Annotated in this window: 29 protein-coding genes and 1 pseudogene; 21 read left to right on the top strand and 9 right to left on the bottom strand. The window is 35.6% G+C overall.

What is annotated here, in order from left to right:
* Positions 1–91: 91 nt before the first annotated feature.
* A complete protein-coding gene (locus ACQKMV_RS15030; RefSeq protein WP_427504911.1) occupies positions 92–289 on the top strand; it encodes a DUF3311 domain-containing protein in 198 nt (65 codons plus the stop codon).
* On the top strand, positions 289–1,770 hold the full coding sequence (locus ACQKMV_RS15025) for a sodium:solute symporter family protein (protein WP_427504910.1): 1,482 nt from the start codon (positions 289–291) through the stop codon (positions 1,768–1,770). The genes ACQKMV_RS15030 and ACQKMV_RS15025 overlap by 1 nt, the downstream gene beginning before the upstream one ends.
* Before the next feature lie 237 nt (positions 1,771–2,007).
* On the opposite strand, the gene ACQKMV_RS15020 is transcribed toward ACQKMV_RS15025, so the two are convergent.
* The 3 genes from ACQKMV_RS15020 to ACQKMV_RS15010 form a co-directional block, all read right to left on the bottom strand.
* The gene (locus ACQKMV_RS15020; RefSeq protein ID WP_427504908.1) at positions 2,008–2,295 is read right to left on the bottom strand and encodes a hypothetical protein; all 288 of its coding nucleotides are present in this window, start codon (positions 2,293–2,295) and stop codon (positions 2,008–2,010) included.
* A 124-nt stretch (positions 2,296–2,419) separates the two neighbouring features.
* Positions 2,420–4,234, bottom strand: a complete 1,815-nt coding sequence (locus ACQKMV_RS15015; RefSeq protein ID WP_427504907.1) for a terpene cyclase/mutase family protein — start codon at positions 4,232–4,234, stop codon at positions 2,420–2,422.
* A gap of 474 nt (positions 4,235–4,708) precedes the next feature.
* On the bottom strand, positions 4,709–5,194 hold the full coding sequence (locus ACQKMV_RS15010) for a hypothetical protein (RefSeq protein WP_427504905.1): 486 nt from the start codon (positions 5,192–5,194) through the stop codon (positions 4,709–4,711).
* Between the two features lie 584 nt (positions 5,195–5,778).
* Here ACQKMV_RS15010 and ACQKMV_RS15005 point away from each other — a divergent pair.
* Both ACQKMV_RS15005 and ACQKMV_RS15000 read left to right on the top strand, forming a co-directional pair.
* Complete coding sequence (locus ACQKMV_RS15005; RefSeq protein WP_427504904.1) at positions 5,779–6,174, top strand: nucleoside triphosphate pyrophosphohydrolase; 396 nt, start codon at positions 5,779–5,781, stop codon at positions 6,172–6,174.
* Between the two features lie 48 nt (positions 6,175–6,222).
* The gene (locus tag ACQKMV_RS15000; protein ID WP_427504903.1) at positions 6,223–6,396 is read left to right on the top strand and encodes a hypothetical protein; all 174 of its coding nucleotides are present in this window, start codon (positions 6,223–6,225) and stop codon (positions 6,394–6,396) included.
* A 335-nt stretch (positions 6,397–6,731) separates the two neighbouring features.
* Here ACQKMV_RS15000 and ACQKMV_RS14995 read toward each other — a convergent pair whose 3' ends face one another.
* Positions 6,732–6,920 carry a DUF4177 domain-containing protein gene (locus ACQKMV_RS14995; RefSeq protein ID WP_402991471.1) on the bottom strand — a complete coding sequence of 63 codons (189 nt, stop codon included), beginning with the start codon at positions 6,918–6,920 and terminating at the stop codon, positions 6,732–6,734.
* A gap of 474 nt (positions 6,921–7,394) precedes the next feature.
* Between ACQKMV_RS14995 and ACQKMV_RS14990 the strand changes: the two genes are divergently transcribed.
* Positions 7,395–7,829, top strand: coding sequence for a hypothetical protein (locus tag ACQKMV_RS14990; RefSeq protein WP_427504902.1), 435 nt, complete (start codon positions 7,395–7,397; stop codon positions 7,827–7,829).
* A gap of 278 nt (positions 7,830–8,107) precedes the next feature.
* Complete coding sequence (gene tnpB / locus ACQKMV_RS14985; RefSeq protein WP_268639446.1) at positions 8,108–8,263, top strand: IS66 family insertion sequence element accessory protein TnpB; 156 nt, start codon at positions 8,108–8,110, stop codon at positions 8,261–8,263.
* 39 nt (positions 8,264–8,302) lie between these two features.
* Here tnpB and ACQKMV_RS14980 read toward each other — a convergent pair whose 3' ends face one another.
* Positions 8,303–9,214 (bottom strand): DMT family transporter, encoded by a 912-nt coding sequence (locus tag ACQKMV_RS14980; protein WP_427504900.1) that lies wholly within the window; start codon positions 9,212–9,214, stop codon positions 8,303–8,305.
* A 126-nt stretch (positions 9,215–9,340) separates the two neighbouring features.
* On the opposite strand from ACQKMV_RS14980, the gene ACQKMV_RS14975 reads away from it, so the two are divergent.
* From ACQKMV_RS14975 to ACQKMV_RS14960, 4 genes are all read left to right on the top strand, one after another.
* Positions 9,341–10,780, top strand: a complete 1,440-nt coding sequence (locus ACQKMV_RS14975; protein ID WP_427504899.1) for a PLP-dependent aminotransferase family protein — start codon at positions 9,341–9,343, stop codon at positions 10,778–10,780.
* A 172-nt stretch (positions 10,781–10,952) separates the two neighbouring features.
* Complete coding sequence (locus tag ACQKMV_RS14970; protein WP_427504898.1) at positions 10,953–11,144, top strand: hypothetical protein; 192 nt, start codon at positions 10,953–10,955, stop codon at positions 11,142–11,144.
* 36 nt (positions 11,145–11,180) lie between these two features.
* Positions 11,181–12,221 carry a threonine aldolase family protein gene (locus ACQKMV_RS14965; protein WP_427504896.1) on the top strand — a complete coding sequence of 347 codons (1,041 nt, stop codon included), beginning with the start codon at positions 11,181–11,183 and terminating at the stop codon, positions 12,219–12,221.
* A 432-nt stretch (positions 12,222–12,653) separates the two neighbouring features.
* Entirely contained in the window at positions 12,654–12,761 is a 108-nt protein-coding gene (locus tag ACQKMV_RS14960) for a putative holin-like toxin (RefSeq protein ID WP_220443510.1), read from the top strand.
* A 175-nt stretch (positions 12,762–12,936) separates the two neighbouring features.
* On the opposite strand, the gene ACQKMV_RS14955 is transcribed toward ACQKMV_RS14960, so the two are convergent.
* Together ACQKMV_RS14955 and ACQKMV_RS14950 are read right to left on the bottom strand one after the other, a co-directional pair.
* Positions 12,937–13,563: a nitroreductase family protein gene (locus ACQKMV_RS14955; protein WP_427504895.1), complete on the bottom strand. Its 627-nt coding sequence runs from the start codon at positions 13,561–13,563 to the stop codon at positions 12,937–12,939.
* A 127-nt stretch (positions 13,564–13,690) separates the two neighbouring features.
* Positions 13,691–14,935: a ferredoxin reductase family protein gene (locus tag ACQKMV_RS14950; RefSeq protein ID WP_427504894.1), complete on the bottom strand. Its 1,245-nt coding sequence runs from the start codon at positions 14,933–14,935 to the stop codon at positions 13,691–13,693.
* A 258-nt stretch (positions 14,936–15,193) separates the two neighbouring features.
* Here ACQKMV_RS14950 and ACQKMV_RS14945 point away from each other — a divergent pair, with 258 nt between their 5' ends.
* The 6 genes from ACQKMV_RS14945 to ACQKMV_RS14920 all read left to right on the top strand — a co-directional run bounded on the left by ACQKMV_RS14945 (position 15,194) and on the right by ACQKMV_RS14920 (position 22,729).
* Complete coding sequence (locus ACQKMV_RS14945; RefSeq protein WP_427424465.1) at positions 15,194–15,682, top strand: metal-dependent hydrolase; 489 nt, start codon at positions 15,194–15,196, stop codon at positions 15,680–15,682.
* Positions 15,683–16,061: 379 nt separating this feature from the next.
* Positions 16,062–17,459, top strand: a complete 1,398-nt coding sequence (locus ACQKMV_RS14940; RefSeq protein WP_427504892.1) for an APC family permease — start codon at positions 16,062–16,064, stop codon at positions 17,457–17,459.
* 286 nt (positions 17,460–17,745) lie between these two features.
* The gene (locus ACQKMV_RS14935) at positions 17,746–19,218 is read left to right on the top strand and encodes an aldehyde dehydrogenase family protein (RefSeq protein ID WP_427504948.1); all 1,473 of its coding nucleotides are present in this window, start codon (positions 17,746–17,748) and stop codon (positions 19,216–19,218) included.
* A gap of 60 nt (positions 19,219–19,278) precedes the next feature.
* Positions 19,279–20,457, top strand: coding sequence for an iron-containing alcohol dehydrogenase (locus ACQKMV_RS14930; RefSeq protein ID WP_427504891.1), 1,179 nt, complete (start codon positions 19,279–19,281; stop codon positions 20,455–20,457).
* Between the two features lie 70 nt (positions 20,458–20,527).
* Positions 20,528–21,538 (top strand): agmatinase, encoded by a 1,011-nt coding sequence (speB, locus tag ACQKMV_RS14925; protein WP_427504890.1) that lies wholly within the window; start codon positions 20,528–20,530, stop codon positions 21,536–21,538.
* 360 nt (positions 21,539–21,898) lie between these two features.
* On the top strand, positions 21,899–22,729 hold the full coding sequence (locus ACQKMV_RS14920; protein ID WP_427504888.1) for a MerR family transcriptional regulator: 831 nt from the start codon (positions 21,899–21,901) through the stop codon (positions 22,727–22,729).
* 210 nt (positions 22,730–22,939) lie between these two features.
* Here ACQKMV_RS14920 and ACQKMV_RS14915 read toward each other — a convergent pair whose 3' ends face one another.
* Complete coding sequence (locus tag ACQKMV_RS14915; protein WP_427504887.1) at positions 22,940–23,761, bottom strand: squalene/phytoene synthase family protein; 822 nt, start codon at positions 23,759–23,761, stop codon at positions 22,940–22,942.
* A gap of 689 nt (positions 23,762–24,450) precedes the next feature.
* Here ACQKMV_RS14915 and coaW point away from each other — a divergent pair.
* The 4 genes from coaW to ACQKMV_RS14895 all read left to right on the top strand — a co-directional run bounded on the left by coaW (position 24,451) and on the right by ACQKMV_RS14895 (position 26,251).
* Positions 24,451–25,287: a type II pantothenate kinase gene (gene coaW / locus ACQKMV_RS14910; RefSeq protein ID WP_427504886.1), complete on the top strand. Its 837-nt coding sequence runs from the start codon at positions 24,451–24,453 to the stop codon at positions 25,285–25,287.
* Between the two features lie 135 nt (positions 25,288–25,422).
* Positions 25,423–25,659: a hypothetical protein gene (locus ACQKMV_RS14905; RefSeq protein ID WP_425492685.1), complete on the top strand. Its 237-nt coding sequence runs from the start codon at positions 25,423–25,425 to the stop codon at positions 25,657–25,659.
* Positions 25,660–25,682: 23 nt separating this feature from the next.
* Positions 25,683–25,826: a hypothetical protein gene (locus ACQKMV_RS14900; RefSeq protein WP_323656514.1), complete on the top strand. Its 144-nt coding sequence runs from the start codon at positions 25,683–25,685 to the stop codon at positions 25,824–25,826.
* Positions 25,827–25,897: 71 nt separating this feature from the next.
* Positions 25,898–26,251, top strand: a complete 354-nt coding sequence (locus ACQKMV_RS14895) for a DUF3889 domain-containing protein (RefSeq protein WP_427504884.1) — start codon at positions 25,898–25,900, stop codon at positions 26,249–26,251.
* A 37-nt stretch (positions 26,252–26,288) separates the two neighbouring features.
* Here the strand turns inward: ACQKMV_RS14895 and ACQKMV_RS14890 are convergent.
* Positions 26,289–26,522: pseudogene (locus ACQKMV_RS14890) on the bottom strand (DJ-1/PfpI family protein); the annotation flags it as partial.
* Between ACQKMV_RS14890 and ACQKMV_RS14885 the strand changes: the two are divergent.
* Positions 26,510–26,708 (top strand): hypothetical protein (locus ACQKMV_RS14885; RefSeq protein ID WP_427504952.1); only part of this gene is annotated, 199 nt, incomplete at its 3' end. The pseudogene ACQKMV_RS14890 and the gene ACQKMV_RS14885 overlap by 13 nt on opposite strands.

Below are 26,708 nucleotides of genomic sequence, written 5' to 3'. Positions count from 1 at the left end.
ATTGAACTTTAAATTTCCAGGCTTATTCTCGTTAAACTGAGGGTTACACTACTTTTTCGTACGATAAAGAGGGAATTCAAAGGAGGCTTATATGAAAAACATTAAACTGTTATTGGTGATACCGTTTATTGGAATGTGCTTATGTTTGCCCTTTGCAAATAAAATACAGCCTTATATTGTTGGTTTACCGTTTCTCCTGTTCTGGATTATCTTATGGATGATTTTATCGTCATTAGTGTTAGCGATTGTGTATAAATTGGATCCTGAAAACCAAGGAGGCGATGAATAATGAATATAGCATTACTGATTATTTTTGCATTTGCATTGATTGCTCTTTTCCTTGGTATCAGAGCAACACATGGAAAAAAAATGAATGTCAATGAATTTGCTGTTGGTAATAAGGGCTTTGGTACATTATTCATTTTCCTACTAATTGCAGGAGAAGTTTATACTACCTTTACATTCCTTGGTGGTAGTGGTTGGGCTTATTCGAATGGAGCCGCTGCTTTTTATGTGCCTGCATATATTTGTTTAGCATATGTTTTATCTTATTGGATTGCACCGAAAATTTGGAATTATGCTAAAGATCACCACATTATTTCTCAACCAGAATATTTTGCTTCCCACTATAAAAGTCCGATATTAGGATTTGTTGTATCATTTTTGGGTGCTATCGCATTGATTCCATATATAGTTATACAATTAAAAGGGTTAGGTATTATTGTTTCGGAGGCTTCCTATGGAGGGATTAGTCCAATTATGGCTAGTACTATTGGTGCCATAATTATTACAATTTATGTTACCATTTCAGGTATCCATGGCTCTGCTTGGACAGCCGTATTAAAGGATATCATGATACTAGGAGTCATTGCATTTTTAGGGATTTATATTCCGTACCATTATTTTGGAGGCGTACAACCTCTATTTGAAGCTGTAGAGAAAATAAAACCGGAAAGCTTAACTCTTGCAAGTTCTGGATTAAGTATTTCTTGGTTTGTCTCAACCATTATATTAAATGCATTCGGATTCTATTTATTACCAAACTCCTTTTCAGTAATATTATCATCTAAGAGTGCAAAAGCATTGAAGAAAAATGCCATTACCTTACCTTTATACACTCTATTACTCTTATTTGCATTTTTCATTGGTTTTGCAGCCATTATAGAGATTCCAGGATTAAAAGGGGCTGAAGGAGATTTATCATTACTCCGATTAACGATTCAAACATTTGATCCTTGGATAGTAGGTGTTGTCGGTGCTGCTGGGTTATTAACAGCTTTAGTACCCGCATCTGTTATGTTAATGTCTGCTTCCATTGGATTAATGACTGGATTTTACAAGCTTGTGAAACCAAAGGCAACAGATCGCCAACAGTTATTTGCTTCAAAAATGTTTGTGTTTGCTATAATAATGGTTGCATTCATCTTCACGATTACTGGAGGGGATGCACTAGCAATCTTAAACATTATGTCATATAGTTTAATAACACAACTTGTTCCAGCACTCCTATTTAGTTTCTATAAAAATCGCATTCTTAACAAAATCGGTGCAATGGCAGGGATTTTTACCGGTGTAGGAATCGTACTTTATGGTGCTATAACATCACATAAACTAATTGACTTTTTCCCGAACATCCCGCACGTCATTAATGACATCAGCACTGGAATGATTGCTGTTATTATTAACTTTGCAGTAGCTATTGTAGTAAGCCTTGCAACAAATCATTTAGTTACAAAAGAGAAGGACGCTATTGATACACTTGTAGCATAAAAATGACTTGATAATATAACTTATTAAATAAAATTAGACGTTTACTCTAATGTGAATAAACGTCTTTTCTAATATAATATATCTGATTTGGGAGCAATAAATTTTTGCCTAAGATGGTAATTCATTAGTTTCCCAGATACGCTTCTTGGTTATGAAAAGTGAAAAATTCGTACATTAGTGATTGATAATTTTATGAAAAAAGATTATTTTGATTAATAGTTTTAAAAGTGTTTCGGTTTACCACAAACCTCCCCTAACAATACCCCACATCCTTCTTCGATGAGCTGTGTTTAGAGGATCAACTCCACAATTCATAAGCCAGTTTGCTGCATTATCTCTCTGAGCTCTTGTTATAGGTACTCCACAGCATTCAGATAGACGATCAACAAGACCGTATGCACCTGCGGGACTTCTTAACTGATGATAGTTACATGATCTAAGAGCTCCGCATACACGACCGAAACATTGGGGGTTTCTAATTCTTTGTCGGAAAACACGCATTAAATTAGGATCAATATTGGCCATTGACAAAACCTCCTTTCAAATAAAAGTAAATTACAGAAATAAAGATAGGAACAATATAGTATATGAAATGAAAAAGGAGGGGGATAGATAGATTAACTATTTTAAAAAAAACTCCAATAATGAACTAATTGTATTTTTTTAAGTAATGGCTCAATGTAACCAAAGGCCATACGTATTGATAGCTGTGATAGTGTATATAAAAGTGTCCTGGTAAACCTGCACCTGTAGGATAAGTGGTCCGATTAGTTTCTGTATTTTGCCATTCTAAAATTCTTATAATTCCTTCTGTGATTTCTTTTGTAGGAAACTCAGAGATAGAAATTAAAGCATCAACCGCCCAACAAGTTTGCACTAGTGTAGAATAGGGCAAAGGAATATATTCTCTATGAAAATCACTCTGGCATGATTCACCCCAGCCTCCGTCAGATTGTCTTATATTTAACAACCAATCTTTTGCTTTCTGAATAGTTGGATGATCAGATGAAACCCCAACTGCTTTTAAGCCTGTGACAGCGGCCCATGTTCCATAAATGTAAGATATCCCCCAACGTCCGTACCATGAACCATTATTAGTTTGATTCTTTATTAGCCATTTTACACTGTTCAATACACGAGGATGCTGCATAGTCAAATTTAAATGATTCCCTAGAAATTCCAATGTTCTGCCGGTGATGTCAGCAGCAGAAGGATCTATAGCAGTGTCTTCAAAACTCTGTATGGGGAAAAGCCATTTAATGTATGAAGGACTATTTTTATTGAATGCTCCCCAGCCGCCATCATTGTTTTGCATGGTTAATAACCAATTAACTCCCGAATTCCATGCCATACGAAATTCAGAATGACTACATGTAAAATTAGAAAGCGCCCTTAATACCGCTTGTGTATCATCAACATCAGGATTAATGGAGTTGCTTTCTGAAAAACCCCATCCTTTATTAGAGTGTTTTTGTTGTAATTCCAATAAGAAGTTCGAAGCTAATTGGATAGCTGGATCCTTAATGGTAAGACCCGATTCTTGTAAGGAATAAGAAATTAGCGCAGTGTCCCAAACAGTCGAAGGAGAGTTTTGAATATGAAAAACATCTCCTTTTTCGTATATAAAAGATCTAATACCTCCAATAGCATTTTGAATAATAGGAGAAGATTTTTTATAACCTAGAGAAAGTAGTGCATAAATCATAAAAAATGTAGAACTTGAGTAACTATATAATGTCCCATCCTTTTCAATGCAATTATTTATATGTTGTTCAGCTTTTAGCCTCGTAGATTCTTTATAAGTAGGCAATATCTTTTTAAATAAATTAAACCATCTTTTATCCTTTTTAAGTGCTTTATATTTCTTTTGAGATAAAAATAAATGCTGTAAATCAGGCGTCCATTTATTAGTAACTACAAATTTATCGTGTCCTAATATTAAAATAGGAAGAAAGTGTGCTTGTACGTATGAGCTAAAATGAAAAAAATTAAATGTTAGAAACTTTGGTATATTCATGATACTAAGTGGGATAGGAAATAGTCTTGGCCAAGGGTATAAGTTGGTAATAGCTAGTAAACACTTCGTAGAAATATGACTTTTTTCAAGTCCTCCATTCTCCACAATAAATTGTTCACTTAATTTCATCGACGGATCATCCTTATTCAAATGTCCAGAAAATAAAAGAGCTGTATATGCTTCAATCGTTGCAGATAAATTGCCTTTTTCATCATCGTAAAGCTTCCAAGCACCGTTATTTTGTTGTTGCTGAAGTAGACGTGCAACAAGTTTCTTTATAAGATTCTCATCATCATAATCTAATACTCTTAACATGATAATCATATTTGCATCGGTCATTGGTCCACTTTCAAAACAATATCTCCACGAACCATCATTATATTGGTCTTGCATTAGATTTTTAATGATTTGTTGTGTTTTTTGGTTAATCTCATTTATTAGATTCATTTAAGTTTTTACACCCTCTCCTTTTGCATCTGGAAAAATGAATTGCAATTAAGATAGCTTATGATGAGAGTTATAAAGATAAATAGACAAGTGCGGATAATTGGGGAGGGTGAGAGTCAAAATTACTTAAATTACCCAAAATTCTATATTTAATGAAATTAGCTCATATAAACTAATAATCTAACTTATCCAAAACGGAGTGGCATTTCAGTTGAAATGAGTGGCTCTTAAAATATTAAACATAACCTTACGTATGTAGATGGTAAAGAAGTATTTAGTGAAAATGTTATTAATGCAATTAAAAGTACTTTTGATAAAGGAGATGTCATCAGCCTGGAAAATTTTGTTTTGTTATTATGTATTGCTTAAAGTGAGATCTTTTCAAAAGTCTAGGAGACACGCTATATGATGAATAAGTGAAAAACCTCTTTAACCTCTAAAAGGTGTAAAGAGGTATTTGTACTTGCATATGTACTATGCAACGAAAGGTTTATTCATTTTCATTAAGCCGTAGATATAATAGAATAGTCCGAATGTAATTAGCGATAAAATAGTATAAAGTACAGCTTTGCCAGTTTCACCAGTCCAACGATAGAAGAGGCGATATGTGAAATACAAAGTAAATCCAAAAAGACCTAAAGTAGCAATAATACCTAGAAACGGAATAAATGAAACAAGTAATAATACAGCGTAAATAATAACATTCTTTTTCGCTGTTGCACGAACGGTTTCATCATTTTTACCCTTTGACGTTAATAAGAAAAGGCTATAAACGTTAACAATTGGAATCCAAGAAATATAAGCTAAATCGCTAAAACCATTTATTTTAGATGCCTTATAATAAATGAGTGAACTAATAACATAGCTTGCAATACTCATCACAAGGCAAATTAACATAATAATGAGAAATAAACCACCAAATGCCGGATCGAAATCATCGTAATAATTAGAATCGTACATAAGAAAACCTCCTTTCTAAAAAAATACTTTTTTATAATAACAATACTAAAGTCATAAATCTACAGTTAAAAATATCCGGTATTTAATGTTAATGATATATTTATACTATTTCAATATATATATATTGCTGAGATGATAAAATTTTGACGGAGGTTGATTGAATCGTAAAAAATTTGAATTGGCAAACTAGTTTACTTTGGTTTCAAATAATATTGGAAAGAATTCAATCCTGCAAAAATTAGAGTAATCTTTTAGTAACGGAAATCAAACACACATTATGGTGATGAGCTATATTAAGTTTAATAATTACAAAAATATCCACTGTGATATTGGTTTAATAGTTTTTAGGAATTACTTTTGTTTATATTAAGTAAAAAAATTAAGAGAAAGAAGAGTATACGTTGGCTTTATATCCAAACACAAAAGCAAACTGCAAAACAGCTTTTCTCACAAGATGGTCTTCAAGCAATATACAATAAGCTTGTGCTTCAAATGCAAGTATCCGATGAAATCAAAAAACGACATATTCAAACGATTCAGTAGAAAAACAGTAAATAATCGTATGTTTAAAGGGGACAGTAGGCATGCCAGTATACAATAAATTAGTACGTGATCTGATTCCACAAATAATAGAAGCAGAGGGTAAAACATGTAGCATAAGAGTGTTAGAACAAGGAGAACATTTAGAAGAAATAAAAGTGAAAATGCAAGAAGAGGCATTAGAATTTCTGGAGGCAGCCTCACCAAAAGAGGCTATTGAGGAACTTACGGATATTTTAGAATTAGTACACACTGCTTTACAAATGTACGATGTATCCTATGAACAATTAGAACAAATACGTACTCAGAAGAAGAAGCAACGCGTAACGGGTTCTGTTTTGAAGTACAAAAAGCAAAATCGCAGGTTAAATAGACAATTAATTAGCAAACTAAAAGGTACTTCAATTAGCAGCACCTTTTTTTGTACAACTAACTGGTAGGTTAGTTGAATAGTTTTTTCAATACACGGGGTTAAGGGGGGATTCATTTTGGAAGAACTTCCATATGTAATAATAATTTCGATTGTATTGATTGGTAGTTGGATTGATTACAGAAAGAAGATTAACAAAGCTGAAAACTCAGAAGAGATAAGAAAGGCTTTAGTTCCCTTTCTTTTAATAGTGTTTCTATTTGTTGTATCCATTTCAGTATTTCTTACTTAACTCCCATGAAAGAACGTAATCATCTTTCATTTTCTGTGGTGTAGTGTTAATTTTTCACGACATGGATGGCTAACGGGGTGCTTTTCTTGAAGATCATTGAGTTGCATATGCAGCTCTTTTTTCTTTATTGAACTAACGGTGCAGGTTTGTTCAATAAGAAATCACAAAAAGAATGAGCATTTGCTGTAAAAATAAATTAGATTATTAATGTCTAATAAAAAATAATGCAAAAAATGAGGCACATTAGAACAAAACCGTTCAGTGATAAAAAGCTGATGAGTTTAAGTAAACAGAATTCTACATTATGTTCCTAAAAATAGAAATACCCCTCAAATCTAATTAAGGGGTCTCTCGAAAATTAATTCAAAATAGGCTGCGGAACCATATCCTTTAGTTGAAGGAGCAAAAATTTGAACCAATCTCCATCCGTCAGATGCGTATTGGTGAATTATATTTTGATAATCTTCTTTTGGTTTACTACCCCAAGCATTTAGTTCCACTTTAACGAAATGGTATTCGTACATTATTATCACCTCGAGAATTAGTTGACTTAGTTAATATACGAAGAAAGTAGAAGATAGTTTCATAATTAGATTTTCAATCCGAATAAACGACCAAAGCCAATATTGAGTTGAAGATAAAGCCACTTAAAAATACAACTCTTTTAAAGAAAGCCCAATAATATTCAGACAAACCTTTTTTCGTTGATGTAGTTTATTGAACAATACGTAGACATTATGCAGTTGTTTATTCAACAATCGGGCGCGATTGTTGAATAAGCGTCGCTGTTCTTATTAAACTAACGTAGTGCTTTTCTTGAAGATCATTGAGTTGCATATGCAGCTCTTTTTTTTATTGAACTAACGAAGCAGTTTACTTTAACAACATCCAATAAATTCATTGGATATATGTGCTAAAATAAAAAGGGAATCACGAAATAATATACTTAAATGAAAAGACGGAGCGAAAGTAAAAATCTAATAAAGGAAAGTAATAAAATGAATAAATTAATTTTATCCATATTGATTGTTATTATTTTGACTGGATGCAATAAATCGCTAAACGATCCTCTTAGTCAACTAGAAGGCAAAGTGATTGTGAATGGTGAACAATATACAATGATTCTAAGTGATTATGAGCAGAAAGAAGACAAAGTTGAATTTAGTAGTAAACATTCTTCCGATATAAACGAGATAGCTGAACATTTCGATACACTAGAAGTTGAAAAAAGCACTATATTTAAATTTGAAATTGATACAAACCCTTCTTCAATTACGGTATCTAAACTGAATGAAGATGGTACAACTGATCTTGTTGAAGTGAAAGATAATGAAATTATGATGCCATTGGAAAGTGGATATTATATTTATCAACTTAAAACAATATGGTCTGAAGGAAAACAAACTTTTGTTTTTGATGTTAGTGTTGAATAAAAAGAGAGTGACCTACAACTAAATTAATTAGTTTTACTAACATAGGTTTTACATGAAGATCATTGAGCTGCACAGACGGCTCTTTTTTCTGCTAACGGAGCAGAATACTTGAACAAGCATGTAACATTAAACCTTGTGAAAACGTATGTAGTACTAAGTAAAAGTACATAGATAAATAAAGATATAGACGGGGGAATTAAAAGTAAGGTCAAATATTCCCCACCCACAATTTGTAAATAAGCAATTAGGTAATCTCCTTACATACTACATGTGGAGGAATGATATCAGAAATCGTAATTGAAAAAGTATATCTTGCACAAGGGGCAACAGATTTACGTAAATCAATTGATGAGCTAGCGGCTATTGTAAAAGAAGAATTTGAGTTAGACACCTTTTCAAACGCGAGCCATGAAGCAAGCAAACTTGTTTTGTAAACAAAAATGACCACTCTTAGGACGTGGTCACTTTTCATACTAACTTACCTTTTTTAAATTGAGCGCTGGGTTTATCACTGCTCCTTTTTTCACAACATATAACCCAGCGAAAATAACAAGTCCACCAAACAATTGCATGATATTCACCTGTTCGCCTATCGTTACAGCAGCAAATATAACAGCAAATAGTGGAACAAGATACATATAAACCATTACTTTTGTTGAACCAATTTTACTAATTCCAACGTACCACATTGCTAGTCCGAAAATTGTTGCACATACAATAGAATATCCTAACGATCCCCAACTTAGCATATCAGACGGCAATGTTAAGGAGTCTACATTTATTAAGCAGTATAAAACAAGCGGGACAATTCCTAATAACGTTGACCAAGCGGTTACTCGCATCGCAGAATATTTCGTAATTAGCGGCTGAGCAAGGATTGGATACCAGCCCCATGCGATTGACGCAACCAATCCAATTATATTTCCAAACCATGCATATTCATATGCAGATTGGTTCGTATGCCCAGTTAATAGTACAAGTGCTGCTCCTCCAAAAGAAAGCATAGATCCGATTTGTATTTTCAGAGAAAAACGTTCTTGTTTATGCAATATAGCTAAAATCCCTGTAAAGATTGGTGACATCGCAATTAGTAATGAAGCGTTCGTCGCAGAAGTATATTTTACTGAAAGCATAAAAAGCGTTTGATATAATGTTGTCCCAACAATACCAACCACCAAAAGTCTCAACCAGTCTTTCCTCTCTATATGTAATGAACGTTCCATAATAAAGGTAATAAATAGCAAAATTGGTGATGCAATTAAAAATCGCATACTATTAAATTGAATGGATGACATATATGCCACTCCATATTTTCCTATGGAATAGTTTGCTCCCCATACTAAAGCAACTGACATTAGGAGCCATTCCATTTGCCTTTGTTTCATCCAAATCTCTCCTTCACACATTTAGTATAGTGAAATTGGCCCCCTGTAACACCAGCCAATTTACTGTTTTTTTACACAGCCAATTTGCTATAATGGTAAGAATGAAGGAACAAGGAGACGTTACAATTGAAGTTAGATCTAGATAGTAAAATTCCGATTTATCTACAAGTTGTTGATTATATTGAAAGGCGTATTATGTACGGAGAGCTTCCACCAGGAAGTTTTCTCCCTTCAGAACGCAAGCTAGCAGAACAACTTCAAGTAAATCGAAGTACAATTACAACAGCCTATAATGAACTACGTGCAATGGGAATTGTTGAGAGTACAACTGGAAAAGGAACAAGGGTCAGTACACAGATGTGGGGTGTATCGCCAAAATTCGCACCGAATTGGAGCGGTTTTGTGGAAGGTGGGACATTTTTACCTAACTTACCACTCCTTCGCTACATTCGTGAGGAAGTTCAGCAAAATGAAAATATCATTGATTTTGCAAATGGTGAACTTGGATGTGATTTATTTCCACATCAGCAATTACAAGCAATTTTACATCAACAACCACTAACGCAATCGTTAAGCTATGATCACCCACAAGGATATCTTCCTTTACGAAAAATTGTAGCTAAGTATATGAAGGAGCATTTACAAATTGATGCAACCGAACAATCGATTATGATTACTTCCGGTGCCCAACAAGCACTGCACCTTATTGTGCAATGTTTATTAAATCCAGGCGATGCAGTAGCATTTGAAAGTCCGTCGCATTGTTATTCCTTACCTCTTTTTCAATCGGCTGGCATTCGTATTTTCCCATTACCTGTTGATGAACATGGCATTCATCCAGATGATGTACATGAACTTTATCGAAAGCACCGTATTAAAATGATTTTCTTAAATCCCAATTATCAAAATCCAACAGGGACACTCCTTCATCCAAAAAGAAGAGAAACACTTCTATCTTTATGTGCCGATTTACGAATTCCGATTGTCGAAGATGACCCTTCTAGTTTATTAACATTAGAAAATAAAGAACAAACATGTTCAACTTTAAAATCAATCGATACAAACGGAACAGTCATTTATGTTCATTCTCTGTCAAAACTGATAGCACCAGGATTGCGAATCGGCTGGCTCGTTGCTCCTCAGTCCGTTATTGAACGATTATCAGATGCAAGACACCAAATGGAATTAGGCTTAAGTATCTTTCCGCAATGGATTATGCAACAATTTTTTGAAACAGTTCCATTTGAAACACATTTACAACAGCTGCAATCTAAATTATTACAAAAAAGAAATGTATTGGTAGACGCATTACAATGCTCCCTACAGGAGGAACTCTCATTCCCCATGCCGACAGGTGGTATTTACATATGGGGAAAATTAACACAACCTATACAAGAAAAACAACTCACTATTCAAGGTTTAAAACAACAAGTTGCCTTTATGCCTGGCAGTATTTTCGGTGCAAAAGATGGTTATATTCGTCTGTCATATGGGAAAGTAGATATAAATGATATTACTGAAGGGATCTCTCGACTTCAAAAAGCAATCAACTTTTGTTATGAGTAAAGGCTCCCAACATTACGATTGGAAGCCTTTTGATTTACATATATGATTTGTACCAATTCTGTATATAAGTAAATGTAAAGTAACTCCAAAATATAAGATAAAAGTTGATTTTGGAGTTATTTTTTGTTTACCTCACTTTTTTTCGGCACACTACAACTAGATGGCATATCCGTTGAAAGAAGGAACTACAATGTATTCATTACTCTTTACAGATGAAGAAACCTCATCTTTTGGAAATGCATTTTTTCATCGTCAGTATACAGCTTCAGTTGAAAAAAATAGAATGAGCCAGAGATTAACAATTACTATTCAAGATAATCAATATGACCTATTAACTTATATTGTTCAAAACGTAAAGAGATGATTCAGAATAAATACAATAGGTTCGGAGGAAATATGGATGATACGATTTGAAAATGATTATGCAGAAGGTGCTCATAAGCGCATTCTGCAACGAATAATGGAGACCAATGAAGAGCAGACACCTGGCTATGGTATGGATGAATACTGTGAAAAAGCCAGAAATTATATTAGAAATGCGTGTGATGTAGAGAATGCAGAAATCCACTTTTTAGTTGGAGGAACACAAACCAATACTACGATTATCTCTTCCATATTACGTCCGCATCAAGGTGCAGTTGCTGCAATTACGGGCCATATTGCTGTACATGAAACGGGAGCTATTGAAGCCACTGGTCATAAAGTTCTTACTTTGCCGAGTGATGATGGAAAAATTCAAGCCGCACAGGTAAAAGAATTATTTTATACTCATTGGAATGATGGCGCTCATGAGCATACGGTTCAGCCAGGCTTGGTTTACATTTCGCACCCTACCGAGAATGGGACAACTTATAGTAAATCTGAGTTGGAGGAATTGAGCAAAGTTTGTAGGGAATGTGATTTGCCGTTAGTATTGGATGGCGCCCGATTGGGATATGGTCTAGCTTCAAAAGACAGCGATTTATCCTTAGCAGATATTGCCCGACTTTGTGATGTGTTCTATATCGGTGGAACGAAAATTGGAGCATTGTTTGGGGAAGCCGTAGTTATCATAAATGAAAACCTTAAAAAAGATTTTCGGTATTTGATCAAGCAAAAGGGCGGAATGTTAGCTAAGGGGAGATTATTAGGGATTCAGTTTGAAACCTTGTTTGAAGATGGCTTATACTATGAAATTTCTACTCATGCCGTAGAAATGGCAATGATGATTCGAGAGGCGTTTGTTGAAAAAGGATTTTCATTACGATATGATTCCAAAACAAACCAACAGTTTCCCATCTTGCCTAATGATGTGTTAGAGAAATTGTCCAAAAAATATTCTTTTACGTTTTGGGAAAAAGTCGATCCTATACACAGTGTTGTTAGATTTTGTACTAGTTGGGCTACAAAAGAAGAGCATGTTGAAATGCTGATAGAGGATATTAAGGAATTAGAATCTTAATCTGTGAAAGGTGTATTGACTTGAACCAATAGTTTTTCAATTGAAGGGATAAAAATTCAGATTCTCTAACCTGTTGTATTTTAAATGTATCCCAATGTTGTAGTTTGTGAAGGAATGCACTTAAACTAACGGGGTGCCTTAGTTGAACAAGGAGCAAAAAAAACAATTGATTTAGTTGAAGAAAAGCTATCTCTTTGAGGATAGCTTTTTCTTATTACTAACAAGAGTTAGTTCAAATCTTCTCTCTTCAAGAATGGGATACGATAATAAAAAAATCATCCTCCATGGTTAATAAAAGAGGATGGCTTTTAAGGCTGAATCGGCAGTAGAGTTTTTTCAATTATGTATTAGATGTTTAAAGTATATAATAAAAAATGCAGTTGATTTTATAGGGTTTATTACTTGTTATATACACTTTACTTAAGATAACCAATGACAGTATTTGAAGCATTTAGTTTGATTGTACAGTGTAGCCTTTTGCTAATTGCAGTACTTACTCTGATGCTTAGTATTATTGTCTCTCAAAATAAAAAGAAATAGCCACCTCGCCGGCTAAGTAAGGTAACTATTTCTCCAACTTTAACTTGGTCAGCCGCTATGTTGCGGCATGATTGTTGCTTTGACTGGATGTTGACGCATCCAGTCTTTTTTATTCTATATTTAGTGTATCATATTTATTCTAAAACGAACATTTTGTACAGTCTTTATCTCTCGATTAAATGAATTTTGCAATGTTATTTAGCGCTAAACGAGATGAACCATAAGCTGGAGATGCTGCTTTTCCGATGGCGATTAAGACAATTGGCACTAGATTTTCTGTTAATTCAAAGCGCATTGCAAAAGCTTCTTTATTGAAGCCACCCATTGTAACTGTATCATAGCCCATATCTTTTGCTAAAAGCATGATTTGCATAGAAACTAAGCCCGCATCAAATGTAGCTATATTTTTTAGAACTTCTTTAGGAAGGTTTGAATAAATCTTTAATGAATTTTCAATCATCATATTTTTTGTTGCTTCATCCATATAGCCAAGCTCGAAGTTTTTTGTATAGACTTCCTCTACATTATTGTACATTTCAGTATCGCCTAATACCGCAATGATGGCAGACGCAGTTTCAACTTGCTCCTGGTTATTAGCAATTAAACGTAGTTCTTTTTTTACTGCATCATCTTGTATTACTAAAAAGCGCCAAGGTTGTAAATTGCTTGATGATGGAGCGGTTGTTGCCTCTATAAGTAATTCCTCCAATTCAGCTTGAGGAATTTTATAATTTGCCTCATATTTACGAACAGATTTACGTTCTAGCATAACTTTTTTTAAATAACTTTTTGTTGTAGTCATCGTTAAAAAAACTCCTTTATTTATGATGAGATTACTATACGATATAGTTTTTGAAATTCCAAGTAAATTGCTCGAATTAGAGAGTTTTGATTTGCGTATTGTAAATGATTGTATTAAAGCCTCATTATTACTTAAATTTAAATGCTTCGAAGTCAATGCTTATATCTTGATTGTGGGATTTCAATTGCTTGGCAAAATGTTTTAGCATTTTTTCAGGGCCACACATAAAAATACCTGTATGCGCGGGCACTGAAAAATTTTCAAATGAAAGCCTGTCCACCTGAGTAGTATCAATAAAGTTCACTCTGAATTGTTGATTAGTTTTTGCGTACTCCTGTAAAAATTTTTTATAGATAGCATTGTCTTGACCATGATAAGTGTAAAATAACTCAATATCACGATTGACGGGCTGTGATTGCAAATAAGATAAAAATGGAGTAATGCCTATGCCACCTGCTATCCAAACTTGTTGTTGTGTCCCATTTTCAAAGTTTAAATGACCATATGGACCATCAAGTGAGATTGGTGTATTCAGTTGGACTGTATCATATACTTTTTTTGTGAAATCACCAAGCGCTTTAATAGTGATAAATACTTTTTTCCCATCGCCACCTGAAATTGAGAAGGGATGAGGCGCCTTTTCTAATCCATCTTGAAAAATCTTTATAAAAATAAATTGTCCATATTGATATGGTATTTTTTTATCAAGTGTTAGCTCCAGTTCAATAACACTGGATCCAAATTTTTTGATACCCGTAATGTTACCGTTATATTTAAAGAACATATCCTGATACATCGTCAACATATATAATGCAGACATAAATCCAATAGTCGCAGTTATTGCTGTAAAAATTCCTAAAGGTGTAGGCTGTAATAAATCATATCTACTTGAAAAATAGGCATGATAAATTCCAAATGCATAAGGGATAAGCAATAACCGATGAAAGATTCGCCAGTGCTCATATTTTAGGAATTTAGCCAAAAGCGCAATCAAAATTAGTGCTATGAAACCATATTGGCCAAGTGATCCCAGTTCTTTTGCAAATTCGCTGAATGACGTCTTTTGTACTTTATCCAAGTGGGGGACCAGACCTTGTAATTGCCCATGCAAAATCACCAATAATAGTGAAAATATAGCTAAATATTTATGATAAAAATAAACATTTTCTAGTCCATGAAACCAACGCTCAAAAATTTTCATTCTTGTTGCTAATAAAAAGACAAGAAAGAAGCCTGTAATGGCCATGCCTCCAATGATATGACTAAGTCTGTTAACTGCTTGGATAGGCTCTATAGGTGTAGCAAAATACCACAGTAAAGCGCTACTACTCATTATTAGTATGATAAATAAAATACCTTTGATAGATTTCATAAATAACCTCCATTACACATTTTTATCTCTAATCATCTTACATATACAATAAGAACCTGAAATGTTTCTGATATTTTTGTTTTATATAAGAGTTATTAACATATAACAATTATCTCCAACCGAGTAGACATTAAAAAAAGAATTGTCTTTGATAGTAAAAAAGGGACTGTGTGTTCGGAATATATGTTCCCTTTCCGGGTGGGTTGTGTTAAATTAAGAAGGATAAAAAAATAGAGACGTTTAGGAGTGGAAGTAAATATGCAAGGGAATACACATATTATTGGGGGCATAACTGCAAGCCTTGCCTTTGCACAAATTTCTAATGATAATCCGCTTGTTTTAGTAGGGGCAGGCGTTATCGGTGCGTTACTTCCAGATATTTGCCATGGTGGTAGCAAAATCGGGAGGAAGTTTCCCATCATTTCAAAAACGGTAAATTCGCTGTTTGGACATCGTTCCTTTACACATAGTTTGCTTTTTTTATTTTTGGTTGGGATGCTACTACATACATTTATACCTTACGAATCCATTACACTAGGTATTTTATTAGGGATGGCAAGCCACGTTGTTCTTGATATGGGGACGAAGAAGGGTGTTAAGCTCTTTTTCCCAGTATCTATTGCGGTGCGTCTACCACTTACTACAAAAACAGGTAGTAAAGTTGAAAAGGTAGTGTTTATGTTGTTAACAATGCTTTCAGTCTTTTTTAGCTATGAAATTATTGTTAAGTTTATTGATACAATATAAGTAAAGAAACCCAATAAGAGAGTGAGATGCTCCCCATTAGGTAGGCAGATGAAAAAATCTGTTTATCTAAGGGGAGTATTTTTTTTTCAATTATTAATTCTTTTGTGAAGCGAGAGTGAAGCTTAAAAGAGAGCATTTATGAAGAATTTTTTGGAGAGTTTTTTGCTGTCAACAGTGATGCTTATAAAAGCAACCTTCGTCGTATATGTAGCTTTTTCTCGAAAGAATTCTTACTTTCAGTGTCCAAATTGATGCATTTTACGATATTCCTATGGATGTTTTTTCATTACAGAAAATCTTAATCTAGCTATTGACCTTTGTGTAACAAAAACCTTTATATTCATTATTAATAAAAGAGAATCTTCAGAAGATTCTAATTATGTCAACGGATGGGGGAGTTATTATAGAACGACAAACATTAATGCGAACACTGACTTTGTCTCAAGTTGTATTTTTAGGGATTGCATGGAATAACCCAATGGTATTCTTCAATACTTATGGAATCGCAACCGTCACTTCCCAAGGTGTCATCATGGGGGCTTATATCATTGCATTTCTCGCAATCATGTTTACCGCATTTAGTTATGGAAAGATGGCAAAAGCATTTCCAATTGCCGGTTCTGCTTATACATTCACACAAAAATCAATTAATCCACAACTTGGGTTTCTTATCGGTTGGACAATCATGTTGGATTATATGTTAACACCAATGGTCACTTGTTTAATGTCTACTGTTTTTTTAAATGCCATGTTCCCTGGAGTCCCTCACGCCCTGTGGATTATCCTCTTAACTGCAACTATTGTAATACCTAGTATCTTGGGTGTTAAGTTCACTGCATCCACTGGTAAGATTTTTGTGATTGCACAAGTCGTATTTGTTTTCATCTTCTGGATTATGACCATCAAAAGTTTATTGGCAGGTGAAGGGGCAGGTACACTTTTCTCTATCCAACCTTTGTTCAATGCAGACATTGATTTGCCTGTAATTTTGGCAGGAGCGTCCATTCTTTGTTTCAGTTTTCTTGGCTTCGACTCCCTTACTACGTTGTCTGAAGAAACAATTAATCCTGAAAAAACAATACCAAGAGCGATTATCGTCATGTTGCTGATAATGGGTGTCCTCTATATCGGATCAGCCTATTTGGCACAATTGGTTCATCCTGGCTTTGCATTTGAAAATCCAGATTCTGCAGCAATGGAAGTTGTCTATTTGGTCGGCGGGAATTTGTTCAAATCTTTATTTGTGACAGCAGTAATTTTAGGGAATTTCTCTTCCGGTGTTGCTGCGACTACAAGCGCATCCCGTGTACTGTATGCAATGGGACGAGATTCCGTACTGCCTAAAAAAGTGTTTGGCCATATTCATTCCCGTTATAAAACACCGTCAACAGGAATTATTGTAATCGGTTTCATTTCATTACTCGGTATTGTGCTGACACTCGACCAAGTCATTAAGTTTATTAACTTTGGAGCACTTATTGCCTTCGCGTCAGTTAACTTGTCTGTCATTGCTCATTATTTTATTCGGAATCGTAAGCGGTCTACTTTCACCGAATACATGCGTTATCTGGTTATGCCACTAATTGGAGCAGGATTTACGCTTTGGCTATGGTCTCACTTAGAGTTGGATGCATTGATTCTTGGAGGCATCTGGATGGCAATTGGCATTGGGTATTTAATTTATATGACAAAGTTTTTCAGGCAGGGATTGCCTGAATTCAGTTTCGATAAGGAGATTATTCCTGAAAATGTTCTTATAGAAGACATAAAAATGTAAAGGCTTACATGGAGTGATTCTCGTGTTATTTTGCAGGTAGGATCTGCAATTGAAAGGGGTGAGGTAGGCTGAATTTCGAAAATGAGAACAGCTTTTTTGGAAAAAAGAAAGATAGTAAACTTTGAAAATGATATGACGAAACGATTATTTTGGGGAATGTAGTTCTTTGACAGTTAATCGGAATAGAGACGTCATGCAATTCCTCCCACTTATAGGTGAGGCTAAATATGAATTTAATAAAATATGGATAATAAATTAGGGGGTTTTTAGAATGCTAAACTTGAAAATGTTAGATTTGAAAATGTTTATTAATGGTAAATGGTCAGATTCTGTGAACATGGAAAAACGTAATATTATCAATCCAGCGAATAACGAAGTGATTGCAGAGGCTCCGAGAGCAAGTGTAGAAGAAACGCGAAATGCCATTGATGCAGCGCGAAATGCATTTGATTCAGGAATATGGTCAAACTTACCGGCTTCCGAAAGAGCCTCCTATTTATTTAAAATTGCAGATAAACTTGAGGAAAAAGCATCAGAGTTGAGTGAACTTGAAATGTTGAATACAGGAAAGCCCCTTAAAGAAGCAGAGTTCGATATTGGGGATGCTGTGAATTGCTTCCGTTATTATGGTGGCCTTGTCACAAAACCAAACGGTCAAACATATCCAGTTGCCGATCCAGTACAAGCGCTTGTTGTCCGTGAGCCTGTAGGTGTATGTGGTCTGATTGCGCCTTGGAATTTCCCATTATTGACAGGAGCTTGGAAAATTGCGCCTGCTCTTGCAGCAGGAAATACGATTGTGTTCAAGCCAGCAGAGTTGACGCCAATTACCACTTTCAAGCTCTTCGAAATTCTTGAAGAAGTAGGGATTCCAGCGGGCGTTGCAAATTTGGTGACTGGAGGAGGTTCAACTGTCGGAAATGAATTGGCTGAAAGTGAAAAAGTCGATATGGTTTCCTTTACTGGCAGTACAACGGTAGGCAGATCAATCATGAAAGCAGCATCAGGAAATATTAAGAAAGTTGCACTTGAATTAGGTGGTAAATCGCCGAATATCGTCTTCGCTGACGCAGATTTCGAAACAGCAGTCGATTATGCGCTTTATGGAATATTTGTGAATGCGGGCCAAGTATGTAATTCAGGTTCACGTTTACTTCTTGAAGAAAGCATTCATGACAAGTTCGTTGAAAGCTTGATTAGTAAAGCGAAAAAAATTCGTGTAGGTCGTGGTGATGATCCGTCGACTCAAATGGGTGCCCTTGTCGGTGAAGATCATATGAACTCAGTGCTAGATTATATTCAAATCGGCATCGATGAAGGAGCAAAATTAGCTTGTGGCGGTAAACGGATTACAAATGGTGGGCTTGAGCATGGCTGTTTTGTTGAGCCGACAATCTTTGTAGATACAACGCCTGACATGAGAATTGTTCAAGAAGAAATATTCGGCCCTGTGCTAGTTGTCCAAAAGTTCAAAGATGAAGCGGAGGCGATCGAGCTCGCAAATGATACGCCGTACGGTCTTGCAGCTGGAGTGTTCTCTCAAGATGGGGCTAAATCTTTACGCGTTATTAAAAAAATTAGAGCAGGTATTACTTCAATTAATGCATACAATCTTGCTTACAACGAAGCTCCATGGGGAGGATATAAGCAAAGTGGACTCGGTCGTGGGTTAGGCACGTTCGGTTTGGATGAATTTTCGGAAGTGAAGCAAATAAATATCAATTTAGAAGTTAGTCCGACGAATTGGTTTGAAAATTAACATCTCGTGAAAGAAGTTCGCTAACGTAAGGTCATGAAAAAAGGAAAGGGGAAATGATTAATGATTTGGGATTTCAATTTCAATTTACCAACTTCTATTGAGTTTGGTAACGGGACAGTAAACAATGTAGGGAAAAGAGCGAAAGAGTTGGGCGGCAATAAAGTACTAATCATTACGGATAAAGGGCTGGCACAAACGGGGATTTTAAAAAGGGTAACAGATTCATTGGAACAAGAAGGGGTTTCTTTCCTTGTTTATGATGAAATTACTCCGAATCCGAAAGATGTAGACTGCGTAAAAGCCTACGAAAAATTCAAAGACGAAAATATCGACTTGTTATTGGGCCTTGGTGGTGGAAGTTCAATGGACACTGCTAAAGCAATTGGGGTACTTTTCACACATGAAGGGGAGCTTAAAGATCGCTATGGTTTCAATCTGCTGGAGCGCGATATTACACCTCTTATTTGTATCCCTACCACATCGGGTACAGGTAGTGAGGTGACGACGGGATCTGTCATCACAGATACAATCACTAAACAGAAAGAAGCAATCCTTGATATAAAATTAGCGCCGAAACTGGCAATAGTAGATCCTGAATTGACCCTAGCTTTGCCTAAATCGATTACGGCTGCTACTGGAATGGATGCATTGACGCATGCAATAGAAGCTTATACGAGCAATATTGCTGAACCGATTTCTGATGCACTCAGTCTTTATGCTATTGAAATTATCGCTAAGTATCTTCCACTCGCTGTAGAAAACGGCAACGATTTAGAAGCAAGACAAAATATGCTTGTAGGAAGTTTGATTGCAGGTATGGCATTTACGCACGCCGACCTGGGTGCGGTGCATGCAATGGCTGAACCGCTTGGAGGGTTATATGACACACCACATGGAGTGGCAAATTCCATCTTCCTTCCTCATGTATTTGAATATAATATTCCTTCCAATCCGGAAAAACATGCGACGGTTGCTGTGAAGCTTGGCGCGAAAGCGGAAGGGAAGACAGTAGAGGAAATTGCTCAAGAAGGTGTTGTATTGCTACATGAACTCGCAAGTAAAATTGGCATTCCGAAATTCCGAGATTTAGATAATGTTGACCCTGAAGATTTCGAATTCCTTGCTGAAGGGGCATTCAAACATTTATGTACAATTACAAATTCTCGTAAATTATCGAAAGATGACTATTTGAAATTGTTTCAAATTACTTATGAGATGAAAATGCAACATTCATCTTAATCATCTCACGATACACTGGAGGGCTCCTGTGTACATAACGTGAGAATCAAGAATAGTAGGGGGAAATAATATGGTTAGTCACGATGAGAAACAATTTTTAAATTTACCATTTACAGGGATATGTACGTTTGGGAAATATCCGATTTGCTCAGATTTGGACCAGCTGGATGCCGATGTAGCGGTTATTGGGGTTCCGAATGACATGGGTACCCAATGGAAATCAGGTGCCAGAATGGGACCGCGGGGAATCAGGGAAGGTTCAACACTTTACAGTTTTGGATTAGATGGTGCGTATGACATCGAAAATGATATTACGTATCTCGGGCCAGATTGGAAAGTAGTGGATTGCGGCGATGTCGATATGGTACATGGAGACCTCATGCAATGTCATGAAAATACAGAAGAGGCAATCCGCAAAATTGTTTCTAAAGGAGCTATGCCAGTAGTGCTAGGTGGAGATCATTCTATCACGGCTGCAGTAGGAAAAGGACTGGAAGAATTGGGTCCATTTCATGTTATTCAGATTGATGCGCATCTAGATTGGGCGGATCACCGTTCAGGAATGCGGTATGGCCATGGGAACTGTATCCGCCGTTTATCGGAGCTAGATCATGTACAGCAAATATTCCAATTAGGTATTCGTGGAATTAGCAGCAGTAAAAAAGAGGATGTTGATGCTGCAAGAGATTATGGTAGCGTCATTCTATCTCCACGCCAAATGAGAAAAATGGGGATTGAAGAAGTGCTGGAACAAATACCAGCTGGAGAAAGATATTATGTGACGATTGATATTGATGGATTGGATCCATCAATCGCACCGGGGACTGGTACTCCTTCCCCAGGCGGCCTTCTTTACGATGAAGTAAACGAATTATTGGAAGGTATCGCAAAACGGGGAGATGTGATTGGTTTCGACTTAGTCGAAGTGGCGCCTCCTTATGATCCTACCGGTATAACGCAGCAAGTAGCGGCTCGCATCATGCTAGATTTGCTCAGCTATGTTTTAAAAGAGAAAGAGACAAGAGGACTAGCAAAAAAGGAAAATAGTACGCAAAACACGATGGTTGCTGAACTGAAGTAAAGTATACCTGTTTAACCGTTTGGAAGCGCTTCTGAGTATTGAAAGAACTTTCATGAAAACTTGAAAGCTTTACTTGGGCTTTTATCTAATAGCGGAGATGGGGATCGGAATTGCACTTGACAAATAGTCAGAAAAGATTGCATATTTTGAATTAGGGACTCGCTGAAAATTCAATCCACCTGTAAAAGGGTTCTAATAGATTTTTGCAGAAATTGAAGTAGGCAGGAAAATAATTGAGGATACAGCTTATCACTTGTTTTTTGAAGTTTGTTGCATGTATGCCAATTTTAGATTTGGTGAGTTTTAAATTCCTACTATAAAAATTTTAGCAGTCCTTAAATTTTGTAGGAGGTATGCTGATTGAAAGAAAAACTGACAATCGGTGAAATGGCAAAACTGCGAGGGGTGACTTCGGAGACATTACGCCACTATGACCGGATCGACTTGTTCAAGCCACAATTTATCGATCCTCATTCAGGATATCGATACTATTCCATTTTCCAATATGAAATTCTAGGTACCATAAAAGAACTAAGGCAACTTAGGATGACTACAGATGAAATAAAGGAATATCTTAATGAACGTAATTTCAGTAAATCATTGGATATTATGAGAACCAAACACGAAGAACTCGTTTCAAGTCTGAAAGAATTGAACGAGATGGAAGAAAATATCAGGGAAAAGATCGCCTACTTGGAACAGGTGGAAAAAGAAAATGAACTTCAGAAAGTCATATTCCGTGAAATGAAAAGTAGGCGATTACTTACTCTGCATGAGAAAATTAATGATAACTTTGAACTCTGTTATGGTGTGTTGAATTTAGAGAATATGCTTACAGATAAGACACCTATTTTAGCTACCAATAGACTGGGCATTATTATCGAAGAGACGAATCTTAAATTGGGACGTTTTGAAGAACCTTCTACAATTTTTATTGTCGCAAAGAATAAGGAAGTTATTCCAAATACATATCAATTGACGATTCCAGGGGGATTATTTGCGTGTATCCGTTACAATGGAGAATTACTGTCGAGTCGTAGTGAAAGTTTAAGAAAACTACTTCATTATGTTAACAAAAATAACTATCAGATTACTGGTGATGCATTACAAATTATGCATCTCGATATTACGATTACGGATAAACCGAATGAAATCACCTTTGAAATCCAAGTTCCCGTCAGAAAACTGTAATTCATGAATACAGTTAACCAAAAATACGCTTGTGATAAACTCCATTTTGAACAAGCTTTATTCAAATAGTTTTTTCATTTGATACGGGAATGTAAATTATGGATATAGTGAGAGCTCCTAAAAAAGTAACCCCTGTACGAGAAAATTCTCATGCAGGGGTTTTATTGGTTGTGTATTTTAATGGGGTATTTGAGAAATGTAAAGCACCAATCAGTCAGCCTGTACCTCTTCGACCGTTTGCTCAACCTCTGCCCGAGTCATTTTTTCACGGCCTTCTTGCATCGCCTTCAATGTTTTATGGGCTAATGCAAGCGGTAATCGACAGAATAATAATACCGTTCGTTTATTAATATCTTTCATGTAAAGATCAGCTTTCGCAAGATTTTCCTCCGCATAAGCAAATAAATCCTCGCGTGTCCAGCCATCAGGAACGAAACTTACTCCGCGCTCATCCATATCCTCATGTTGATTGCGTAAAATATTAACTGCTTGGAGACCTCGACCATAGCCAATTGCTAAATCGCGATCCGTTTTAATGTCTGCACCCCACGCCCAAAGCTCAGACAGCATTGTCCCAACAAGCCCTGCTACGTAGTATGTATAATCATCTAAATCCTCTCGCGTATGCACCTGCCAGTTTGCCTTTGCCCATTTTGCCATCCCAAATGCCATTTCACTCGTTGAATCTTGGACAATTTTACGTGAGCCTTCAGGACAAAACGTTAGCCAATCTGCTAAACGAAGAGATACTTCAGGTAGCTGATCTGCATATGGCGCTAATAATGCTTCATAAGATTTGGCATTAAATGTATCCTTTAATAATTCGCTTGTAGCAGTTAGTAAATCGAATTTTATATCATTAGAAAGCTCTTCGTGGTCTTCAATTTCATCTATAGCACGCATTGCTAAATATGCAGCTGCCACTGACAATTTTAAATCATTTTTTAAAAAAGTAATAGGTATATAAAAAGTGCGACTAGTTTCCTTTAAAACTTGCATCGCTTCTTTATAAAGTTTTTTTTGATCTTTCACTTGTATTCCTCCGTTCAAATGGTAACACATCTATAGTATATCGTATCGTAAAAGTGAAGAAAGATAAAATAGATTGTTCAATTTATAATCAACTATTTTTGAATGGGAAAGATTAAAGATAAAAAGAGGGTAGATAACAATGTTGCAATTATTAAAAGTTGTGCTTCAGGATGGTCGCAGCAATGGCAAAATGATTAGTGATTAATGAAGGATATTCAGTCCTTAATTGTATGAATTGTTATTGAAGTGAAAATGTAACAATGGGTTTTCACTTCTTTCGTTTTTTAGTAGAATAATGTTAAAGTTATAAAAATGCGATGGAACTCGCGTGAATAATAGAAAGAATTTGATATTTCTCGTGTTTTTTTTCATGAAAGTTTGCTAAGTTATTGCACAATTATTTCAACAGCGTTAAAGTTTAGGAAGGACAAAATGCAACTTCACTTTTAGAGTAATTGTAGCTGTTGATTTGCTTTCGCGCAGTAAACAATTGTAGCTGTTGATTTGCTTTCGATACTGAAATACAATACATCGGATTTTGGAACAATAACTCCTTGCAAAATCCGTGACATCGTGGAGGCATGAACGTTATTCAACTGGCTTCTAAACGCCTCTTGAATAAAAGCAAAATCTAGTATATATCTCACCTTCTGAAATTGAGATTGTACGTAAATTCAAAGGAGAATGGTATGCCAAAGGCTATAGGTATTGATGCAGGCGGAACATTGACAAAAGTTGCTTATCTAGATGAACATAATGAGCTTGTTTTAACAACTTTCCCGTCAAATGATTTGCTAGCTGTGAAGAATTGGATAATTAACCATCCAGATATTGAGGATATTGGTGTTACGGGAGGGCGTACCGAACAATTACTTGATGTCATTAAAACAATGAAATCGATTCATTATATAGTAGAGTTTGAAGCCACATTGAAGGGCGTTCGATATTTGTTGCATAAAGAGGGCTACCTCTTCGAGCGAAGTATGATTACTAATATTGGTACTGGTACTTCAATTCATTATATGGAAGATAATACACATATTCGTGTTGGTGGGACAGGGGTTGGCGGAGGAACATTGATTGGATTGTCAGCGCTTACAACTGGAATCACGGATTATAATGAAATAAGAGGATTAGCCTCTAAAGGTAATCGAGAAGAAATTGATTTACTTGTAAAGGATATTTATCAAGGGATGGACACACCTATTGATGGGCATTTGACAGCTAGTAATTTTGGTAAAGTTGGTATTACAGAGTCAGTCAAACATCCAACAGAAGATATTATTGCAACTGTACAAGGGCTTGTAGGTGAAGTTATTACTACACTTAGTATTCAATATGCTGAGGAGAAAAATGCGCAGCATATCGTTTATATCGGTTCAACTTTAAGTAATAATGATCATCTTGCACGTGTTATTGCCAATTATACACGTACGAAAAAGCATACACCTGTCTTTATAAATGACCACGGTTTTTCAGGTGCAGTCGGTGCTTTGTTAAATATAACTGAATATACGATTGTCTAAATAAAATGTACATTACTAATTAATATTAGTGATGTACATTTTTTTATACTGCAAAAGTTTTAGTAATGTCTGTAGTAATCCCCAAAGCATAAAACCTTCTATCCTGAGCACATTACATGTAGGAGGTGAATATCCGTGGGCAATAGAAACACCAATGGAAACAACAAAAATAACAATAAAACAATGAATGTTAGAACGCATAATCCTTTTGATACCTACAAAAAAATAGACCTCGATAAATCAAATAGTAATAACAATAACCCGAATGACAATCTAAATGAAGAATTCGCTGCAGAATTTGATGCGAAAGCCAAAAATAAAGATAATAAAACGAATCATAAGAAAAATCAACAGTCCAACAAAAACAAATAACCAAAATATTGGAGGTCTAAGTAATGGCAAAAAAGAATAAAACAAGCTTCAAAAAGAAAAAGAAAGAAGATACACATAAAAGAAATGATCGTGAAGAATACTCTGCAGAATTTAATCAAGTAATTCATAACAATCCTCAACAACCAAAACAATCCAGTAAAAAATAACGAAAAGCTGCTCCTTAAGAAGATTGAGAATTACTTGAGGAGCACTTATTTTTTGCTGTTTTGGCGATTTTATGCCAAAAGAATATGAAAGGTTGATACACTTGAGAAAATTTTGTGTAATACTAGGAATTTTTCTTGTATTGTTTGCTGTACACAACTCAACAATTGCTTATGCTCAACAAGAAATACCAGCCCATGCGCAATGGGGAAAAGTAGTGATAAAAGAGGCACAGGCAAAATATCCTCAAGCTAAAATCCTCGATTATTTGCATGAGGGGAGCGAGGTTAATGGAGATTCCACTATCGAGAAATTTAAGCTTTGGCTAAAACAAAGTGATAAGGAATTCGGCGTACATGTAAGAATCAAATATGTAACGAATACGAATAAAGTGGTAAAGATTGAATTTCAAGAAGCCGCTTCATAAAATTAGAGGATGCCTAAATTCAGGCATCCTCCTTCCATTAGCTTTCTAGTTTTTGAATAAATTCGCGCATTAATCCAGGTAAATCTGGCCATGCATGACCACTAATTAAATTACCGTCTGTATGAAGATTAGCATCGATATACGTTGCTCCTGCTACTTGAACTTCAGGCTTACAGGCAATATAGGCTGTTAGTTCACGTCCTTTCAGTACCTCTGGAATGGTCGCGAAAATTTGAGCTGCGTGACAGACAGCCGCGATTGGTTTATTTGAATGCCGGGAGAATCGCTGATAAAAGTGAAAAAATCGCTGATAAAGCCAGGAGAATCGCTGATAAAAGTGAAGAAATCGCTGATAATGCCAGAAGAATCGCTGATAAAAGTGAAGAAATCGCTGATAAAGCCAGGAGAATCGCTGATAAAAGTGAAGAAATCGCTGATAATGCCAGGAGAATCGCTG

It is taken from the genome of Lysinibacillus sp. NPDC094403 (assembly GCF_050278745.1).
Lineage (GTDB): Bacteria > Bacillota > Bacilli > Bacillales_A > Planococcaceae > Lysinibacillus.
This window is presented reverse-complemented; position numbering and strand designations above follow the sequence as displayed.

Excerpts from the sequence above, each read along its gene's own strand:
- ACQKMV_RS15030 (WP_427504911.1), top strand. The coding sequence starts at position 92 with ATGAAAAACATTAAACTGTTATTGGTGATACCGTTTATTGGAATGTGC.
- ACQKMV_RS15025 (WP_427504910.1), top strand. The coding sequence starts at position 289 with ATGAATATAGCATTACTGATTATTTTTGCATTTGCATTGATTGCTCTT.
- ACQKMV_RS15020 (WP_427504908.1), bottom strand. The coding sequence starts at position 2,295 with ATGGCCAATATTGATCCTAATTTAATGCGTGTTTTCCGACAAAGAATT.
- ACQKMV_RS15015 (WP_427504907.1), bottom strand. The coding sequence starts at position 4,234 with ATGAATCTAATAAATGAGATTAACCAAAAAACACAACAAATCATTAAA.
- ACQKMV_RS15010 (WP_427504905.1), bottom strand. The coding sequence starts at position 5,194 with ATGTACGATTCTAATTATTACGATGATTTCGATCCGGCATTTGGTGGT.
- ACQKMV_RS15005 (WP_427504904.1), top strand. The coding sequence starts at position 5,779 with ATGCCAGTATACAATAAATTAGTACGTGATCTGATTCCACAAATAATA.
- ACQKMV_RS14995 (WP_402991471.1), bottom strand. The coding sequence starts at position 6,920 with ATGTACGAATACCATTTCGTTAAAGTGGAACTAAATGCTTGGGGTAGT.
- ACQKMV_RS14990 (WP_427504902.1), top strand. The coding sequence starts at position 7,395 with ATGAATAAATTAATTTTATCCATATTGATTGTTATTATTTTGACTGGA.
- tnpB (WP_268639446.1), top strand. The coding sequence starts at position 8,108 with ATGATATCAGAAATCGTAATTGAAAAAGTATATCTTGCACAAGGGGCA.
- ACQKMV_RS14980 (WP_427504900.1), bottom strand. The coding sequence starts at position 9,214 with ATGAAACAAAGGCAAATGGAATGGCTCCTAATGTCAGTTGCTTTAGTA.
- ACQKMV_RS14965 (WP_427504896.1), top strand. The coding sequence starts at position 11,181 with ATGATACGATTTGAAAATGATTATGCAGAAGGTGCTCATAAGCGCATT.
- ACQKMV_RS14960 (WP_220443510.1), top strand. The coding sequence starts at position 12,654 with ATGACAGTATTTGAAGCATTTAGTTTGATTGTACAGTGTAGCCTTTTG.
- ACQKMV_RS14955 (WP_427504895.1), bottom strand. The coding sequence starts at position 13,563 with ATGACTACAACAAAAAGTTATTTAAAAAAAGTTATGCTAGAACGTAAA.
- ACQKMV_RS14950 (WP_427504894.1), bottom strand. The coding sequence starts at position 14,935 with ATGAAATCTATCAAAGGTATTTTATTTATCATACTAATAATGAGTAGT.
- ACQKMV_RS14945 (WP_427424465.1), top strand. The coding sequence starts at position 15,194 with ATGCAAGGGAATACACATATTATTGGGGGCATAACTGCAAGCCTTGCC.
- ACQKMV_RS14940 (WP_427504892.1), top strand. The coding sequence starts at position 16,062 with ATGTCAACGGATGGGGGAGTTATTATAGAACGACAAACATTAATGCGA.
- ACQKMV_RS14935 (WP_427504948.1), top strand. The coding sequence starts at position 17,746 with ATGTTAGATTTGAAAATGTTTATTAATGGTAAATGGTCAGATTCTGTG.
- ACQKMV_RS14930 (WP_427504891.1), top strand. The coding sequence starts at position 19,279 with ATGATTTGGGATTTCAATTTCAATTTACCAACTTCTATTGAGTTTGGT.
- speB (WP_427504890.1), top strand. The coding sequence starts at position 20,528 with ATGGTTAGTCACGATGAGAAACAATTTTTAAATTTACCATTTACAGGG.
- coaW (WP_427504886.1), top strand. The coding sequence starts at position 24,451 with ATGCCAAAGGCTATAGGTATTGATGCAGGCGGAACATTGACAAAAGTT.
- ACQKMV_RS14900 (WP_323656514.1), top strand. The coding sequence starts at position 25,683 with ATGGCAAAAAAGAATAAAACAAGCTTCAAAAAGAAAAAGAAAGAAGAT.
- ACQKMV_RS14895 (WP_427504884.1), top strand. The coding sequence starts at position 25,898 with ATGCCAAAAGAATATGAAAGGTTGATACACTTGAGAAAATTTTGTGTA.